The organism is Arenibacter nanhaiticus (genome assembly GCF_900141935.1).
GTDB classification, from domain to species: Bacteria; Bacteroidota; Bacteroidia; order Flavobacteriales; family Flavobacteriaceae; genus Arenibacter; species Arenibacter nanhaiticus.
This window is the reverse complement of sequence record NZ_FQYX01000004.1, coordinates 50,907-69,344: the sequence shown is the minus strand read 5'-3', so window position 1 is coordinate 69,344 and position 18,438 is coordinate 50,907. Positions and strand designations below refer to the sequence as shown.

General features: G+C 40.9%; 16 protein-coding genes. 6 read left to right on the top strand and 10 right to left on the bottom strand.

Features of this window, described 5'->3' with window-relative positions; all coding sequences use genetic code 11:
* Nucleotides 1-186 precede the first annotated feature (186 nt).
* Nucleotides 187-2,334, top strand: coding sequence for a prolyl oligopeptidase family serine peptidase (locus BUA16_RS03715; protein WP_072763300.1), 2,148 nt, complete (start codon nucleotides 187-189; stop codon nucleotides 2,332-2,334).
* A 106-nt stretch (nucleotides 2,335-2,440) separates the two neighbouring features.
* Here BUA16_RS03715 and BUA16_RS03710 read toward each other — a convergent pair whose 3' ends face one another.
* Nucleotides 2,441-3,220, bottom strand: a complete 780-nt coding sequence (locus tag BUA16_RS03710) for a hypothetical protein (RefSeq protein ID WP_072763299.1) — start codon at nucleotides 3,218-3,220, stop codon at nucleotides 2,441-2,443.
* A 275-nt stretch (nucleotides 3,221-3,495) separates the two neighbouring features.
* Between BUA16_RS03710 and BUA16_RS03705 the strand changes: the two genes are divergently transcribed.
* Entirely contained in the window at nucleotides 3,496-4,470 is a 975-nt protein-coding gene (locus BUA16_RS03705) for an ABC transporter ATP-binding protein (protein WP_072763298.1), read from the top strand.
* A gap of 9 nt (nucleotides 4,471-4,479) precedes the next feature.
* The gene (gene arfB, locus BUA16_RS03700) at nucleotides 4,480-4,884 is read left to right on the top strand and encodes an alternative ribosome rescue aminoacyl-tRNA hydrolase ArfB (protein ID WP_072763297.1); all 405 of its coding nucleotides are present in this window, start codon (nucleotides 4,480-4,482) and stop codon (nucleotides 4,882-4,884) included.
* Nucleotides 4,885-5,133: 249 nt separating this feature from the next.
* On the opposite strand, the gene BUA16_RS03695 is transcribed toward arfB, so the two are convergent.
* The 8 genes from BUA16_RS03695 to pdxA all read right to left on the bottom strand — a co-directional run bounded on the left by BUA16_RS03695 (nucleotide 5,134) and on the right by pdxA (nucleotide 12,030).
* The gene (locus BUA16_RS03695) at nucleotides 5,134-5,589 is read right to left on the bottom strand and encodes a 3-oxoacyl-ACP synthase (RefSeq protein WP_317045381.1); all 456 of its coding nucleotides are present in this window, start codon (nucleotides 5,587-5,589) and stop codon (nucleotides 5,134-5,136) included.
* 62 nt (nucleotides 5,590-5,651) lie between these two features.
* On the bottom strand, nucleotides 5,652-6,764 hold the full coding sequence (locus BUA16_RS03690) for an NAD(P)/FAD-dependent oxidoreductase (RefSeq protein ID WP_072763296.1): 1,113 nt from the start codon (nucleotides 6,762-6,764) through the stop codon (nucleotides 5,652-5,654).
* A 180-nt stretch (nucleotides 6,765-6,944) separates the two neighbouring features.
* Nucleotides 6,945-8,297, bottom strand: a complete 1,353-nt coding sequence (gene accC / locus BUA16_RS03685) for an acetyl-CoA carboxylase biotin carboxylase subunit (protein WP_072763295.1) — start codon at nucleotides 8,295-8,297, stop codon at nucleotides 6,945-6,947.
* Between the two features lie 90 nt (nucleotides 8,298-8,387).
* Nucleotides 8,388-8,873: an acetyl-CoA carboxylase biotin carboxyl carrier protein gene (accB, locus tag BUA16_RS03680; protein WP_072763294.1), complete on the bottom strand. Its 486-nt coding sequence runs from the start codon at nucleotides 8,871-8,873 to the stop codon at nucleotides 8,388-8,390.
* A 34-nt stretch (nucleotides 8,874-8,907) separates the two neighbouring features.
* Nucleotides 8,908-9,903 carry a beta-ketoacyl-ACP synthase III gene (locus tag BUA16_RS03675; RefSeq protein WP_072763293.1) on the bottom strand — a complete coding sequence of 332 codons (996 nt, stop codon included), beginning with the start codon at nucleotides 9,901-9,903 and terminating at the stop codon, nucleotides 8,908-8,910.
* Between the two features lie 170 nt (nucleotides 9,904-10,073).
* A complete protein-coding gene (gene rpmF / locus BUA16_RS03670; protein ID WP_072763292.1) occupies nucleotides 10,074-10,271 on the bottom strand; it encodes a 50S ribosomal protein L32 in 198 nt (65 codons plus the stop codon).
* A gap of 8 nt (nucleotides 10,272-10,279) precedes the next feature.
* Nucleotides 10,280-10,819 (bottom strand): YceD family protein, encoded by a 540-nt coding sequence (locus BUA16_RS03665; RefSeq protein ID WP_072763291.1) that lies wholly within the window; start codon nucleotides 10,817-10,819, stop codon nucleotides 10,280-10,282.
* A gap of 164 nt (nucleotides 10,820-10,983) precedes the next feature.
* Nucleotides 10,984-12,030 (bottom strand): 4-hydroxythreonine-4-phosphate dehydrogenase PdxA, encoded by a 1,047-nt coding sequence (pdxA, locus tag BUA16_RS03660; protein WP_072763290.1) that lies wholly within the window; start codon nucleotides 12,028-12,030, stop codon nucleotides 10,984-10,986.
* A 69-nt stretch (nucleotides 12,031-12,099) separates the two neighbouring features.
* Here pdxA and BUA16_RS03655 point away from each other — a divergent pair, with 69 nt between their 5' ends.
* Nucleotides 12,100-12,690 carry a riboflavin synthase gene (locus BUA16_RS03655; protein ID WP_072763289.1) on the top strand — a complete coding sequence of 197 codons (591 nt, stop codon included), beginning with the start codon at nucleotides 12,100-12,102 and terminating at the stop codon, nucleotides 12,688-12,690.
* A gap of 627 nt (nucleotides 12,691-13,317) precedes the next feature.
* Here BUA16_RS03655 and BUA16_RS03645 read toward each other — a convergent pair.
* The gene (locus BUA16_RS03645) at nucleotides 13,318-15,129 is read right to left on the bottom strand and encodes a sodium:solute symporter family protein (protein ID WP_072763287.1); all 1,812 of its coding nucleotides are present in this window, start codon (nucleotides 15,127-15,129) and stop codon (nucleotides 13,318-13,320) included.
* An 80-nt stretch (nucleotides 15,130-15,209) separates the two neighbouring features.
* Between BUA16_RS03645 and BUA16_RS03640 the strand changes: the two genes are divergently transcribed.
* The gene (locus tag BUA16_RS03640; protein ID WP_072763286.1) at nucleotides 15,210-15,965 is read left to right on the top strand and encodes a sulfite exporter TauE/SafE family protein; all 756 of its coding nucleotides are present in this window, start codon (nucleotides 15,210-15,212) and stop codon (nucleotides 15,963-15,965) included.
* Between the two features lie 615 nt (nucleotides 15,966-16,580).
* Entirely contained in the window at nucleotides 16,581-18,386 is a 1,806-nt protein-coding gene (locus BUA16_RS03635) for a hypothetical protein (RefSeq protein ID WP_143150456.1), read from the top strand.
* Nucleotides 18,387-18,438 lie beyond the last annotated feature (52 nt).

Genomic DNA, 18,438 nt, shown 5'->3' with positions numbered 1-18,438 from the left:
GCTGCTTTATAAGTAAGGCTCTGGTTACAGTCTAAGTTAAAACCTTTATAACCCTTGTGTTATAAAGGTTTTTTTATGGTATTTTTATAGATTAGAAATCGCTAAACTATGAAATGCGCATGACCGAAAACCGGTCGCGAATACGAATTACAGTATGAGCGTTAAAAAAACAATAAATATCTGCAAATGAAAAAATTAACCCTGACCTCTTTTACGGCCCTGTTAATCATTGGCTGCAAAACAGATACTAAAAAAGAACACCTAGTGTTGAATTATCCTATTACAAAGAAAGTAGACCAAGTAGACACCTACTTTGGCACCGCGGTAAATGATCCATACCGTTGGTTAGAAGATGACAGGAGTACGGAAACCGAAAATTGGGTGAAGGAGCAAAACGAGGTGACCTTTGACTATTTAGATAAGATCCCCTTCCGGGACAGTTTTAAAAAACGTCTCGAAAAATTATGGAATTACGAGAAAATAGGTGCCCCTTTCAAAGAAGGAGACTACACCTATTATCTTAAGAATGATGGACTTCAGAACCAATATGTGGTATATCGCAAAAAAGGCGATGAAGAAGCAGAAGTGTTTTTAGATCCGAATTCATTTTCCAAGGACGGCACCACTTCTTTGGCCGGATTAAGCTTTTCTAAAGATGGGTCTATGTTGGCCTATTCTATTTCCGAAGGGGGAAGCGATTGGAGGAAAGTGATCATAACCAACGCTGCCACCAAAGAGATTGTGGGGGACACTATTGTCGATGTTAAGTTTGGAAGCATTTCTTGGAATGGCAACAAAGGCTTCTTCTATTCTAGCTACGACAAGCCCGATGGCAGTGAGCTTTCTGCAAAAACGGACCAACATAAGTTATACTACCATGAATTGGGAACCTCACAAAAAAATGATGTCTTGGTTTTTGGGGGGACCCCAGCAGAGAAACACCGTTACGTAAGTGGCCAAGTTACGGAAGACGATAGCTACCTAATTATTTCGGCCTCGGTATCTACCTCGGGCAATAAACTATTCATAAAAGAATTGAATAAGGCCAACAGTCCACTAATTCCGATAGTAAACCATACGGATTCCGATAGTTATGTGATAGACAATATTGGCTCTAAACTATTTATTGTAACCAACTTAGGGGCTCCAAACAAAAAAATGGTGACCGTAGATGCTGCAAAACCAAGTCCGGAACATTGGGCAGACTTTATCCCGGAAACAGAATACGTACTGAATGCCAGTAAAGGAGGTGGTTATTTCTTTACCAGTTATATGGTCGATGCCATTTCAAAAGTTTACCAATACGACTATGAGGGCAAGCTTATCAGGGAAGTAGCTCTTCCAGGAGTAGGAACTGCCAGTGGATTTGGCGGAAAAAAAGATGAGAAGGAATTTTATTTCTCTTTTACCAATTACAATACTCCAGGATCGTCTTATAAATACAATGTCGATACCGGTGAATACAGCCAATATTGGAAACCTGAGATCGACTTTAGTCCAGAGGATTATGAATCGACCCAAGTTTTTTACACTTCTAAAGACGGCACTAAGGTCCCTATGATCATTACCCATAAAAAGGGACTAGCATTAAATGGTAAAAATCCGACGATCCTTTATGGTTATGGCGGATTCAATATTAGCCTCACCCCTACCTTCAGTATTGTCAATGCGGTTTGGATGGAGCAGGGCGGAGTTTATGCGGTACCAAACTTAAGAGGTGGTGGCGAATACGGAAAAAAATGGCATGATGCGGGTATTAAAACCCAAAAACAAAATGTTTTTGACGACTTTATTGCCGCGGCCGAGTTCCTTATTGACAAACAATACACTTCCAGCGAATTTTTAGCCATCAGCGGCCGTTCTAACGGAGGATTATTGGTCGGGGCAACAATGACCCAAAGACCAGACTTAATGCAGGTAGCCCTGCCAGGCGTTGGGGTATTGGACATGTTGCGCTACCATACCTTTACCGCAGGTGCCGGTTGGGCCTATGATTATGGGACTGCCGAGGACAGTGAAGAAATGTTTAAATACCTACGAGGATATTCTCCTGTACACAATGTAAAGGAAGGGGTTCATTATCCGGCCACAATGGTCACTACAGGTGACCACGACGATAGGGTGGTGCCGGCGCATAGCTTTAAGTTTGCGGCGGCCTTGCAGGAAAAACAATCGGGCACGAATCCGACTTTGATCAGAATTGAAACCAATGCGGGTCATGGCGCAGGAACTCCTGTGAGCAAAACCATAGAACAATCGGCCGATATTTTTGGGTTTACACTATACAATATGGGCTTTGAAGAACTTCCTAATAAAGAAGTCCTAAAAGATTAATTTTACGGAGCTCTCCGAACACTTAAAAGTCCGTTTATTTTTTAAACGGACTTTTTTTTAGCTGCACTTCATCTATTGGGAATCATCAGATTCCTTGGACAACCTTCTAATCTACCTTAGTACGATTGAAAAAAACAAATTCGAAGAATTTATCAAATTTCCTATCCTTATTTCTGTAGAAGTATTGATATAAGTATTTGTTGTGAGTTTTCGGTTTTACGATCAGAAAGAAGAAATACCAAGTAAGAAGACTTAAAGAAAACATCTCCCCTCCATCTTCCAGAATAACCATAAATAATTGCATATATCGACCTCCACCTAATATAACGTGTAACATATCTATGGCTATCCCAAAAAACAAGAACAAGGTAAAAAGCAATCCTAAGTCGATATTAATTTTTCTAAATTCTTCATTTCCCCTGTGGAAACCAATAACCATGGAAATCAACAACAAGGAACCAAAAAGGGCAACATAGGTCAGCTCCCCTAAATCTTGTGCACGAAAACCGAATGCCGGCTGATAATTAAATTGTTCCGAAACCCAGGTACCAAATCGTTCGTGAAACTTGAGCGAATCATCCAAGAGCAACATAACAAACAATAGAAACCATGAAAAATAATTATACGCCTCTTCTTTTATAAAAAAGTAGACAATGACACCTAATACAAGAAGGTATTTAAAATATTGAAATATTTCTGGATATCCGCCATCTCGATTCACTAAAAACAACATTGCACCAGACCAATCGAATTCTACCCGTATAAAAATCAGATATATAATGAGCACATGTGTCAAAACAAAAATGATATCCAAGACTAACATTAGCCCTAAAAGACAATTCGTTTTACGGTTGCTAAAATTGTTTTTAAAATAAGAGAGCTTCATTTAGAGGAATTTATAAATCACTTTAAATTAAAGCCTAATGTTAATTTAAGGTTATTAAATCGTTTAATCCTTGACATTTTCGACAAAACGAGTGTTTTTGCCAATCTATAAAATGTCGAACACTGTCTATTTGATCTTAAGGAAGCCTTTTAATCATTAGTATAATCAATTCGCCAGACCAATAAAAATAAATTGGCTTTCCTTTAATTTGACTCCATTTTTTTTAAACGGACTTTTTTTTGACCCGCTTCCTTGGCTTTTATATCTTTACTGCTATGTTATATGTAAATTCCCTTTCCTTTTCCTACCAGAAAAAACCAGTTCTTACCGACATCAATTTTCAGGTAAAAGATGGCGAACACATCGCTATTGTAGGCGAAAGCGGATGCGGAAAAAGCACGCTGTTAAAAATTATCTATGGACTGCTTCATATAGATGAAGGGACCGTTTTTTGGAACGATCAACAAGTTATGGGTCCTAATTTCAATCTGGTTCCCGGGGAGCCTTATATGAAATATCTTTCCCAAGACTTTGATTTAATGCCCTATACCACGGTAGAAGAAAATGTGAGTCAGTTTTTATCTGTTTTCTACCCCGAAGAACTCAAAGCCCGTACGTATGAGTTGTTGCAAATGATAGATATGGTCTCCTTTGCCAAGGTAAAGGTAAAGACCCTTAGCGGCGGCCAGCAGCAACGGGTTGCCCTAGCCCGTGTATTAGCACAAATGCCCGACTTGTTATTGTTGGATGAGCCCTTTAGCCACATCGATAATTTTAAAAAGAACAAGCTCAGAAGAAATCTCTTTGGGTATTTAAAAAAGCATGGAATTAGCTGTATTACTGCTACCCATGACCATCATGATATCCTTCCCTATGCCGATAGGGTGCTGGTCATAAAAGACCAAGAACTTATCGCCGATGCCAAAACGGCCCAATTATATAAAAATCCGAAAAACCTGTATATCGCCTCCTTGTTCGGAGAAGCAAACCTTGTTCCCATAGACATCGTGAAGTCGTATGCAGATGTAAAACGAAACATCGTTGTCTACGCTCATGAGTTTAGGGTATCGCGCAAAAAAGGTATTCCGATCATTGTAGATAAATGCTATTTTATGGGCAGTTACTACCTTTTGGAAGGACTCTCTGAAGGAAACAAAATACGTTTCCATTATTCCGAAGCGATTGAGGCGGGAAAAAAAGTTTTTATAAATATCGATATTGAAACCATTAACCAGCGGCTTCAACCCTAAAATCTAACTGTGAACAAGGAACAATTACTACAGGAATTACAATTTAAGGCCGTCCGTAGTAGTGGTGCCGGTGGCCAGAACGTCAATAAGGTTGCTACCAAAGTGATATTGATCTTTGATCTGGGAGCTTCATCAGCCTTTACGGAAACAGAAAAGAACAGGCTTTTCAGAAAACTGGCCAACAGGCTGTCCAAGGAACAGCAGCTGATATTACAGTCCGAAGAAACGCGAAGCCAACACAAGAACAAAGCATTGGTAATCGAAAAATTCTTGGAAACCATTGCCCTTAACTTAAGGGCACCCAAAAAAAGAATCCGTACCAAACCGACAAGGTCGTCCATGGAAAAACGATTAAAAAGCAAAAAAAAGGGGGCTTTAAAAAAGTTACATCGGAGAAAACCTCCGCTAGATTAAAAGGAGCTATTTCTGAGCCATAGTTTCTGTTGCAAACTGGCAGCAAAAACCCTTGCTTTCTCTACACATTGTTCAACTAGATCTTTTTTGCGTTAGGGAGCGCGGCGGCATCCCCGCAGCAGCGCAAGGGATATAGCCAAGGGCCCGCCCGACGAAGGAGGGAACGCCCAAATCCGTACACTAAGGGCTATGTACAATCTAGGAATGATTGGACGACTCAACTTTTAAGCTGCTTGGGGAAGCTGTCTTTTAATTGATCGTTAGAATCGTAAATTCCTTTTTATTAAATATCACGGCATCGCCCTTCGTCTTTCCCATCAATAATTTCCCTATGGGGGTGTTGGGGGCAATGGCATAAAAGGTCTGTCCTTGAAGTTTTATTTCTCCCACACTGATACTGAGGTAATAATGAAGGCCAGTGGTCTGCACCAAACTCCCCAAGCTTATGGTATTTGCCGTCGTTTTTAAGGGTATTTTCCGAAATACCTCTTTTAAATTCTGCGCCTCGGCCAGTTGCTGTCCCAGTTTTTCGCGCTCCAATTGTATCATAGCCCTACCGGTCTCGTGCTTGTCTCCAGCACTACTTTTGGTTTCTGAGGTGAGCGCCTCCTGTAGGGTCCCTATATTTTTTTGAAGTCTCGACAGCCGCTCCTCCACATAATTTAAACAATGGGCATATAGCTGTTCTTTTAGGCAAATATCCATGCTACTATCTTACTATTTCTTTTATTCTAACGGGCTGGCAATTCGCTTCGTCCCCCTCTTCCCTATACTAGGTCTGCCAAATTCCTTCCAACCAAGCTTCCTATGGCAATGCCCATACCGCCCATTCTAACGCCGCAGAACACACGATCTGACAAAGGCTTTACAATGGGCCGTTTATGGGTCCCAGTGCCCATAATACCGCTCCAGCGTCGATCTATTTCGAAAGGTATACTAGGCAAGATTACGGTAGCCAATATTTCTTCCAAGCTATTTTGAATCAAAGGCGTTAGTCCAAAGGCTGCTGTTTCTTCTTCTTTGAAATTTAAATTTCTACCCCCTCCCAAGAGGATTCTGTCATCTATATTCCTAAAATAATAATAGCCCTCGTCTAGGTGAAAGGTACCCTTTATTTTTAAGTCCGGAATAGGTTTTGTTATTATAACTTGGGCCCTCGATGGCTTTACATTCTCTGCGATCAATTCGGCCGCAAACCCGTTTGTTGCCAGCAATAGATTTTTGGTAATGAACTCAAAACAGTTTGTTTTTACGCTCACATGGGACGAATTTTCGGTAAAACTTTCTACCGTAATGGCGTTGAGGATCGTTACTCCGCTTTGTTGAACTTTTGCAACCAAGCTTTCCATCATTTTTCCCGTATCGATCTGTCCCTCTACTGTACTGGTAATATACTGCTGTTGAATACCCTTAAAATTAAAGATATTGTCTTCTACTTTAAAGGCCTCGGTCTTAAAAACGGCCTTTAGCAAGCTGTTTACCCTAGGTAGCTGTGACTGGCATTCCTGGTACAGTTCCTGGTGTTCTTTTAAAAACACTTCATGTCCGCCCAGGTTTCGGTACCCAATGGTTTTATCGCCCAAATTGGCCCGCAGCAATTGAATGCCTTCCCACCTGTTCTGAACCAGTTGCAAGACCTCTTCCTCGGTATGCTTCTTCAGGTCCGACAAGATTTCGGAGATACTGCCAAAACAAGCAAAACCAGCATTTTTGGTACTGGCACCCTGGGGCAGGATCCCTTTTTCCAGGACCAATACTTTTGCCTGTGGAAATCGTTTTTTCAATTGCAAGGCCGTATTAAGGCCAACGATTCCACTGCCTACTATAGTATAGTCTATATTGGACAACCACGTTTTGTATTCCCAGTAGCTAAGATTCATCATAATTGGAGGTATAGGGGTAGCTTGCGATAAAGTTACTACCTTATTTTATAAATCCAACGGGCTATGGAAATATCGGAGGCTGGGGCTTAAAAACACATGGGGCTGAAAGATCCCATCCTATAAAAATAAAGCAAAAAAAAAAACTCCGACATGCAAGTCGGAGTTTCTAATATTCTTCTATTCTTCTGGTTGTGGAGCCATTACAAAATCTTCCATAAACTTAGTCGTATAGTTCCCAGCCAAATAATCTGGGTGATCCATTAACTGTCTGTGAAAAGGAATGGTCGTCTTAATTCCTTCGATGACAAACTCATCCAAGGCACGTTTCATCTTATTAATAGCCTCTTCCCTTGTTTGGGCAGTTGTAATTAACTTAGCAATCATAGAATCGTAATTAGGGGGTATGGTATACCCGCTATATACGTGCGTATCTAAACGCACTCCATGCCCACCTGGGGTATGCAATGTTGTAATTTTTCCCGGAGAAGGTCTAAATCCGTTATAAGGATCTTCCGCATTAATCCTACACTCTATAGAGTGTAGCTTGGGAAGGTAGTTTTTACCAGAAATTGGCACACCTGCGGCAACAAGGATTTGCTCGCGAATAAGGTCGTAATCAATTACCTGTTCGGTAATTGGGTGCTCTACCTGTATTCTGGTATTCATCTCCATAAAATAGAAGTTACGGTGCTTATCTACTAAGAATTCGATTGTTCCCGCGCCTTCGTATTTAATATATTCGGCTGCTTTTACCGCGGCCATCCCCATTTCATCCCTTAATTTGTCGGTCATGAACGGAGAAGGTGTCTCTTCGGTCAGTTTTTGGTGGCGACGTTGGACAGAGCAGTCCCTTTCAGAAAGGTGACACGCCTTTCCATATTGATCTCCCACAATCTGGATCTCGATATGTCTCGGCTCTTCTATTAACTTTTCCATGTACATCCCACCGTTTCCAAAAGCGGCTTTGGCTTCTTGGACAGCGCTTTCAAAGTTTTTCTGAAGATCTTCTTCTTTAAAAACGGCACGCATACCTTTTCCTCCACCTCCGGCGGTAGCCTTGATCATCACGGGATACCCCATTTCTTTGGCTATTTTTTTGGCGTCTTCAACATCTTTTAAAAGACCTTCAGAGCCTGGAATGGTAGGAACCCCTGCTTTTTTCATGGTTTCCTTGGCCGTGGCCTTATCTCCCATTCTATCGATGTGTTCTCCAGAAGGACCGATAAATTTTATATCGTGTTCGCTACAGATCCTGGAAAACTTGGAATTTTCCGAAAGAAACCCGTACCCTGGATGAATGGCATCGGCATTGGTAATTTCGGCTGCCGCAATAATATTGGGGATTTTCAGATAAGACTCCGAACTTGGTGCGGGTCCTATACAAACGGCCTCATCGGCAAAACGCACATGAAGGCTTTCCTCATCGGCCTTGGAATATACCGCTACGGTCTTAATCCCCATTTCTTTACAGGTCCTAATGATACGTAAGGCTATTTCTCCCCTATTTGCAATAAGTATTTTTTTAAACATATCGTGGTCGAATTTTTATATCTTAAAAATCAATTTCCAAAAACATCAATTTTAGGAAATGCTTCCGATAGGTATCGGGAAGTTGATTTATTATGATGGGTCAACCAAAAACAACGGCTGATCGAATTCTACTGGAGAACTATCGTCTACTAGTACTTTTACAATCTTCCCTGAAACTTCAGACTCAATGTCATTGAACAACTTCATGGCTTCTATAACACATAGTACATCTCCTTTACCGATAGTATCACCAACTTCTACAAAGTTTGGTTTGTCTGGAGAAGGTTTTCTGTAGAAAGTACCGATGATCGGCGATTTTATAGTCACATACTTAGCGTTTTCGTCTACCTCTGTTTTCGCTGCAATTTCTACTGAAGGAGCAGGAGCGGCAGCAGTAGCGGCCTGTGGTTGCATTGGCGCGCCCATAGGGATTTGTTGCACATAAGTAGTTTCTCCTGTAAAACCAGAGCCTCCGGTTCGGATGGTGATCTTAATATCTTCCATCTCTAATTTCACTTCGCTAGCCCCAGATTTGGCTACGAATTTAATTAAGCTTTGAATTTCTTTAATATCCATAGAATTCGTTTTTGTGTAATAGGTTGCGTCAGATTTATGAATTATAAGCCCATTTTAAATAAATGGATCCCCATGTAAAACCACCTCCAAAGGCCGCAAAAACCAAGTTATCGCCTTTTTTGAGTTGCTTTTCATAATCGTGTAATAATAGTGGTAAGGTTGCCGAGGTAGTATTCCCATACTTTTGTATGTTCATCATTACCTTTTCATCTTCTAATCCCATTCGATTAGCAGTAGCATCTATGATTCGTTTGTTGGCTTGGTGCGGCACCAACCAATCAACGTCCTCATGGGTAAGCGAGTTGCGTTCCATGATTTTTCCCGCAGCATCTGCCATATTGGTCACGGCAAATTTAAACACCGATTTCCCGTCTTGGAAAATGAAATGTTTCCTGTTTTTCACAGTTTCTTCAGATGCTGGCATCAGTGATCCTCCTGCATCCATCTTCAGAAAGTTTCTTCCAACCCCATCAGATCTTAAATATTCATCTTGTAACCCTAAGCCTTCCGTATTAGGTTCAAAAAGTGCCGCACCGGCACCGTCACCAAATATAATACAGGTAGTCCTATCGGTATAATCTATAATAGAAGACATTTTATCGGCTCCAATAAGGAGTACCTTTTTATATCTTCCTGATTCGATATAACTCGATGCCGTAGACATCCCATATAAAAAGCTAGAGCAAGCAGCCTGCAAATCGTAAGCAAAGGCATTGGTCGCTCCTATCTCAGAAGCCACATAAGCCGCAGTAGAAGCCACCATCATGTCTGGCGTAGCCGTTGCTACCAATACCATATCAATCTCCTTAGGGTCTAAATCCCTCTTTCTGATCAGTTCTTCGGCCGCCTTAATGGCCAAAAAAGAGGTTCCTAGCCCCTCTCCCTTCAAAATCCTTCTCTCCTTTATTCCGGTCCTCGTTGTAATCCATTCGTCGTTGGTATCTACCAAGGATTCCAAGATCTTATTTGTCATTACAAAGTCGGGGACATAGCCCCCTACCGCAGTAATTGCCGACGTTATTTTGCCCATCTAAAATTGATTTTACTAGAGATCTTCAATTACTTGAAAATTTGTGAAAAATAATGATTTTCTCGGACTTTTAGCCAAAAACCACCAAGTTTTTGAAGATTTCATCACTTTCATAAAAAAAACTCCCACTTATTAAAGTGAGAGTTCCAGTTGTAATGTCTTGAACTAAATTATGCTACAGCCTCTTCAGTTTTGTCAATCAAAATCTGACCTCTGTAGTACAATTTACCTTCATGCCAATGAGCTCTGTGGTATAAGTGCATTTCTCCAGTTGTTGGATCTTTTGCTACGGTTGGAGCCACAGCTTTGTAATGCGTTCTTCTTTTGTCTCTTCTGGTTTTAGAAATTTTTCTTTTAGGATGTGCCATTATGTAACTTATTTACCCGTTAATAATTTTTTTAATTCGTCCCATCGGGGATCATTGTCTTCGTCTTCTTTGTTTTCCTCTATATCTTTTGGATGCAACTCTTCTAGCTTATCCAACGTTTCCGATTGTAATGTGCCGTCCAAGACTCCAGGATGAACTTTCTTAAGTGGTACTGACAACACCAACATTTCATAAACATATTGTGAGATATCTACTTGATGCTCCCTATGGGGAATAACCAATATCTCATCGTTGTCATTATTAAACTCATCACCAAACTTTACCACCAATTTTAAATCGGCACTAATTTCCTGATCATAAGCCTCGTCGGTCAGATCACAATTTACGTTTACTGTGCCTCGTGCCTCCATTTCCAACTCCATCATGGTACTCATTTTGTTCAAAGTAACGTCTAAATTAATATCCGTTCCATTAAACTCATCATATTCAAAAGACTCAAAGAACTCATTTTTAATTGTAAAATCAAAGTCGTGTTTTCCCTGTTTCAGTCCTGAAAAAGATATGATAAACTCCTTAAGCTTCTTCATGTTCCACACTTATTTTTTACATCCCGCCATAATAATAGCGGGTGCAAAGATACTATTATTTTATAAAACGCCAACAATTCAAACGAAATAAATAAATTCCTTAAAAACACCCCTAATCCGTTGTCTTACTGCCACTACCGTCTGCTAAAAAAGCAGTTTTTACACTACCTTTTCAGCCGTTGTTTTTTCAGCGGATTCGCTGTTAATTCTTGGTATTCTTCCCTGTTTTTAAAAATCTTCAAGGCCGTAAACACCGCCTCTTTAAAGGAACTGTGATCTGCTACGCCCTTGCCGGCAATCTCGTAAGCCGTCCCGTGATCTGGGGAGGTACGTACCTTGTCCAGGCCTGCGGTATAATTCACTCCTTTCCCGAAAGATAAGGTTTTAAAAGGAATTAATCCTTGGTCGTGATAGGCCGCCAAGATGGCATCGAACTTAGTATAATTGTCAGAACCAAAAAAACTATCGGCAGAATATGGTCCAAAAACCAAGTGCCCCTCCTTGATCAGTTCTTCAATAGCAGGCTTCATCACCTCCTCGTCTTCTTTCCCGATAACACCGTTATCGCCACTATGTGGATTAATCCCCAACAATGCTATTTTAGGCTTGCGAATACCAAAATCTACCTTCAAGGAATTTTCTATGGCAAGGGCCTTGCTCTTTATTAATTTAGCGTCGATGGTAGTCGCTACATCTTTAATGGCCACGTGATCGGTAATTAAACCTACCTTCAATTCGTCGGTAACCATAAACATTAAACTTTCCCCTCCCAGTTCCTGGGCTAGAAAATCGGTATGTCCCGGAAAATTAAAATCCTTGGCCTGGATATTGTTCTTATTGATAGGCGCGGTCACCAATACATCTATCTCGCCTTTTTTTAAGGCCGCCACGGCTGCCCTAAGAGATAATAAGGCATATTTCCCGGCTTCGGGAGTAGCCTCGCCAAACTTAACGATAGGCGATTCTCTCCATACATTAAAAACATTGACTTTTCCGTCAAGGGCTTGTTCTACCTTATGGATGCCATTATAGTTCACGCCAATTTTCAATTCATTTTTCTGAAACGAAATGGTCTTGTTCGAGGCAAAAATTACCGGAGTACAGAAATCCAACATCCTAGAGTCTTCAAAGGTTTTAAGAATTACCTCGCATCCTATTCCGTTTAAGTCCCCTATAGATATTCCTAATTTTATTTTTCCAGTTTCCCGCATAGCAAGTTTTCGTTAATATCAAATAAACCTCTAAATTTACACCACAAAACTACTTAATTTAAACGACACATGTTTACTGGGATTATTGAAACTTTAGGAGAGGTACAAAAATTGGACAAGCAAGGCACTAATCTTCACATTACCATAAAATCGTCCCTTGCCCCTGAGTTAAAAATAGACCAAAGTGTAGCCCACAACGGGGTTTGCCTAACGGTTGTCGCCATCGAGGACACTTCTTATACGGTTACGGCCATTGAGGAAACCTTGCAAAAAACCAATTTAAACGAACTTAAGGAGGCCGATACTGTAAACTTGGAACGCGCCATGGTTTTGGGCGCTAGGTTAGACGGACATATTGTTCAGGGCCATGTCGACCAAACCGGTACTTGCACCAAAATAGAAGAAAAGGACGGCAGTTGGTTTTTTACCTTTAATTACGACCCTGCCCAGAACAACGTTACCATAGAAAAGGGCTCCATAACCATAGACGGCACTAGTTTAACTGTGGTAGATTCTGATAAAAACAGTTTCAGTGTAGCCATTATTCCATATACTTACGAGCACACCAGGTTTAGAGAATACCAACTTGGAACGGTCGTAAATTTAGAATTCGATGTCATCGGGAAATACGTTTCCAGGCTATTATCGCTAAGAGACTAGCCTAACGGTACGCCTCCCTAAATTCTTTTTCCAGCTTGGCGTATGCTGTCATAGGCCTTTATAGCCTTCATTTTTGGGCGTTCCCTCCCATGTCGGGCGGGCACTCCGCTATATCCCTTGCGCTGCTGCGGGGATGCCGCTACGGTCCCTAACGCGGAAGAAGGGCTCCATGGAACAATAAAGCAATTGGTTAAGCTGTTTATTGGACCATTAGGAAATACGGTAAATGGCATTTCAGCAACGAAGAAGGTGCGGTCGTTATAGTAAGATAGCATTTTAAAAAAGAGCTAAGGAGAGAATGATTGGCATTAAGCGTACCTATAATTTTCTACGGACAAACTGAGGGTCCAAGAAAGGCCGTATCAACCTATTAGAAAACAACCGAAAAACCAGTATCTCTAAAACCTTTTATTTACAGTAAAGAACTGAGATGAAGCCAGAACACTTTACAAGGAAACCTCAACGCCCAATAAGGCAATTCATATTAAATATTACAACTCCTCTCTCTAAAGAATGCTCCCTCAGAAAAAGAGCCGTCCATTTATAAATAGGGACAAAAAAAAGACCCCTAGTTATGTACTAAATTGTAAACAACTAGGGGTCTGTTATATTTTCGGCCAATACCTCTTACAAGATATTAGACTTCATTTTGTTCCAAACGACTGCTAATAACGCTCCTGAAATAGCCGCTAAAATCGTCAAGGATATTGCCCCTGTATAGTAGCCATAAATCCAGTATCCTGTAGCAAACATACAAGAATAGATAAGCACACAACCTAATAACATGGCTCCGATACCAGCAGGTACGCTCCATTTTTCCTTAGTGTTTACTATTTCTACATTGTCTTTTTCTGCTCCTGAAATTACACTCTTCCACCCTGGCCCCCCTGGCTGAATTTTCTTGTAGAAACTCTGTAAGACCTCCTTTGATTCGGCTTGGGTCATAAAAGTAACTGCCAACCATATTGCCGTTGTTACCAATACTACCATTGGATATTCTGCCCAGTCTGGGAACACTCCGGTTTCCGCAGCGAAAAAGAAAGGACCAACCGCTGTTAACTTTAATACAATAGAAATAATACCGGAGGCAAACATGGCCGTAATTTCACTCCACGCATTAATTCTCCACCAGAACCATCTTAGGATAAAAATAAGTCCAGTACCCGCACCAAAAACTAAAAGCACTTCGAACAACTGCAAGGCATTTTGTAATAACAAGGCCAAAACAGCACTAAATATCATTAAAACAACGGTAGATATTCTTCCTACGGCCACCAATCTCTTTTCGGTGGCATTAGGGTTGATCTGTTGTTTGTAAAAATCATATACTATATAAGAAGATCCCCAGTTTAATTGGGTAGAAATGGTACTCATATAAGCTGCGATCAAAGAAGCCAAGACCAATCCAAGCAAACCACTAGGAAGTTTGGTCAACATCGCAGAATAGGCCAAATCGTGTCCTAATTTATCTACAGCAACATTAGGGAAAGCAGCATGGATACTGGCTACATCCGGATATACAACCAAAGAAGCCAAAGCTACTAAGATCCAAGGCCAAGGACGTAAGGCATAATGCATAATATTAAAAAAGAAAGTAGCACCAATGGCATGGTTTTCATTCTTCGCCGCCAACATACGTTGTGCGATATACCCCCCACCACCTGGTTCTGCACCAGGGTACCAAGAGCTCCACCATTGTACTGCCAATGGAATAATAAATAAGGTAATCAAAGCCTTCGTATTGCTAAAGTCTGGCAAAATGTTAAGTTTATCCTTAACGTGTTCATTTGCCATAAGGGCATCAATACCACCTACTTCAGGGATATTCACCAAATAGTAAGCAGCTCCAATCGCACCACCCATTGCTACGAAAAACAAAAGAAAATCGGTATAAACCACCCCTTTAAATCCACCCAAGGCACTAAAGGTAACGGTAATAAGACCCGCACTCACTACGGTCTGCCAAGGCTCTAGCCCTAACATAATACCACCAATTTTTATAGCAGCCAAAGTAACGGCCGACATGGTAATAACGTTGAAAATAACCCCTAGGTAAACCGCTCTAAACTTCCGCAGGAATTCTGCCGGAGCCCCGCCATAGCGCAACTCATAAAATTCAAGATCGGTATTTACATTAGACTTACGCCATAGTTTGGCGTATACAAACACGGTTAATAATCCGGTAAGCAAAAACGCCCACCATACCCAGTTACCAGAAACTCCATTGGTACGGACAATATCCGTTACCAAGTTTGGCGTGTCGGTAGAAAATGTGGTCGCAACCATAGAAAGGCCCAATAACCACCAAGGCATTGTTCTTCCTGACAGGAAATATTCTGCAGAATCTTTTCCTGACTTTTTTGAAACATAAATTCCAATTCCTAATACAATTGAAAAGAAAACTATTATAAAACTGTAATCGAGTGTACTTAATTCCATGAAAATGGTATTGGTTAAATCAATCGATAAAGATAATTTTTTTTAGGATACTTTTGCTTTTTGTTTGCTAAATGTCACATATGAACTTCCCAATAGAATCAGATATCACATTAACAACATGGTTTCTTGCCTTTTCGGCCACTTTTATTCTTGGTATTTCCAAGGCAGGGATCAAGGGAATCTCTATTATCATCGTTACTCTGATGGCCCTAGCCTTTGGCGCCAAGGAATCGACCGGACTTTTGGTGCCCTTATTGGTCGTTGGCGATACCATAGCCGTTATTTATTACCACCGCCATACCCAATGGAAATACATCATTAAATTTCTCCCTTGGATGATCCTAGGTATTTTTCTAGGTACCGCCATAGGGAAGGATCTGCCCGCGAGTACATTTAAAATAAGTATGTCTGTCATTATTTTGGGCACCTTGGTGATGATGTACTGGTGGGACAATAAGAAATCTAAAAAGGTGCCTACCCATTGGGCCTTTGGCGGCTTCGTTGGTATCATGGCAGGAATAACCACTATGATCGGTAATTTGGCCGGTGCATTCTCCAACATCTATTTTTTGGCCATGCGATTGCCCAAAAACGAATTCATAGGTACTGCCGCCTGGTTGTTTTTTATCGTAAACCTTTTTAAGGTACCCTTCCATATCTTTATTTGGAAAACCATTACCCCAGAAACGCTTCTTATAAATCTACAACTGCTTCCAGGCATTCTATTAGGGCTGTTTATGGGCGTGCGTTTGGTAAGGGTGATTAAAGATAAGTATTACCGTAAAATGATCTTAATCCTAACTGCGGTTGGGGCTTTGCTTCTTTTGTTCCGATAACACGACGGACAAAGCATTTTAATACGCCTCGTCCTTCCTTATAACAGGAAAGACATCCAAGGTCCGATTTAATGTTGGCACCTTAAACCATTGGCACTTTGTTCCGCGTTAGGGACCGCGGCGGCATCCCCGCAGCAGCGCAAGGGATATAGCCAAGGGCCCGCCCGACAAAGGAGGGAACGCCCAAGTTATAATCATCAATAAAATTTGCCTTTAAATTATAGCACATAAAAAAAGCCGATGCTGAACACCGGCTTTCCATAAAACCAACTCAAACCAAATTTTATGTAAACTTTCAATGGCACAAAAATGAGCCTATAAAATCAGAGTTGTGTTAACTAAACTATAAGCTACTATTATCTTAACCTTTTTATCCATTTTACACCTCCCTATTGCGTATTTCAGTGCGGACAGGAGGTACTACGACAATATTTTTTACGCAAAACCTGACAAAAATCATATTCTAAGAGGTCATTTCGCCTAAATTTTGCCCATTCATAAACGGTCGAATCTATTTGAAACGGGAACTGATGATTTTTAGGAAGATTAGGTATTGCTATTCCATGTGCATACACCCTAATCAATGGTTTTGGCCAAGAACAAAAAATGAATAAAATGAAACAGCACAGCTTTCATATTCCGGTAATGGGCATTGGATTTACCATAGATACTCCCTTAAAAGTGTCTCATTTGGGTATTGACTCGGTAATTTCCTTGGTAGATGATATTCTCTTGGAGAAATTAAGGAAAATGTATTGTGAAAAATTTGAACTCCCTTATCAAGAGATTACGGATACGTTCGAAGATTTTAGAGCACAACGCATTACCTCTTATCTAAATATGGTGAACAAATTGGCGCGCGAAAAATTTGAAGCCTTAAAAAATTCCAGCCTTGAAACTAGTCAGGAGATAAAAGAGTACTTTCAGCTACTGCCAGATTCAGCTACCTTAAAACAGGAGTTTCTAAAAATAGCTTCGGGAGACTTTAATCTCCCCGACCTCAAAAAATGGTGCCGAGAACATTTGACCATGGGCAGTATTGATGTCAACATCATGACCAAGGTAGACAAGGACAATTATATCGGTAAAGAGAAGCAAGCGGTAATTTATAACGATGCGCATGCTGCCTTACGTGGGTACGCCAATAGCGACCTAAGCTCTTCCTTAATCCTATCGGCCGGTATGAATCCGCGTTTGTACAGTTATATAGAAAATTTTGAAGACTTCTACCCCGATGACAAAGGAGTCGTAAAAAAGAAAATAGTACTCAAAGTAAGCGATTATAGGTCGGCTTTGATCCAGGGAAAATTTTTGGCCAAAAAAGGCCTGTGGGTTTCCGAATATAGAATAGAGTCCGGCTTGAATTGCGGGGGACATGCCTTTGCGACGGACGGTTACTTAATGGGACCTATTTTAGCCGAATTTCTGAAAAACCGGGAATCCTATATAAAGGAAGTACACGGTATATTAATTTCGGCCCTGGAGCAAAAAAACCGCAGTCTGCCAACTGCATCCTTACCCTTAAGGATCACTGCCCAAGGCGGGGTGGGTACGGCAGAAGAACATTCCTTTTTACTAGACCATTACCAGGTAGATTCCGTGGGATGGGGAACCCCATTTTTATTGGTCCCAGAAGCGACCACCGTAGATAGGGACACCCGTAATAAGCTGGTAAATGCCCAGGAAAAGGATCTGTATTTAAGCGATATTTCTCCTCTGGGCGTTCCTTTCCATAACCTTAGAGGAAACACCAAGGATTTGGAAAAACAAAAATTGATTGATAAAAACAGGCCGGGAAGTTCGTGTCCCAAAAAATTCGTTGCCTTAAACAAGGACTATACGGAACAAGGTATCTGTACCGCTTCTAGGCAGTACCAACATTTAAAAATCAAGGAATTAAATGCAGAAGATATTTCCAGGGAGGCATACGAGCAGCGATGGCAAAAAATAACGGAAAAGTCCTGTACCTGTGTTGGCTTGGGGACTTCTGCCTTATTGGCCTATGATTTGGACACAAAGGCCGAAGGAACAGGGGTCTCTATTTGCCCAGGGCCCAACATGGCATATTTTTCCAGAACCATGCGTTTAAAGGAAATGACAGATCATATTTATGGTCATAGAAATGTCATTGTCCGAACAGATAGGCCTCATATGTTCATTAAGGAGTTGGGACTTTATATGGACTATCTTAAAAACAGGTTGTCGGCCGCTGAACTTGCCATGGATAAAAAACAAGAGAAGTACTTACGAACCTTTGTCACCAATATGCTCGATGGGGTGGCGTATTACCAAAACCTATTTGGCTCGCTAAAAAAAGGTTTTGAAGGTTCTAAAAACGCTATTCTTGAGGAATTAAAACGAGAAGAGGAAGTACTAAAGGCCATCAACCAGGAAATTGACGCTATGGCGATTTCCCATTGATCTGAAGTACCACCGGGATTAAAACGACAAAAGCCGCTACATACATGTAACG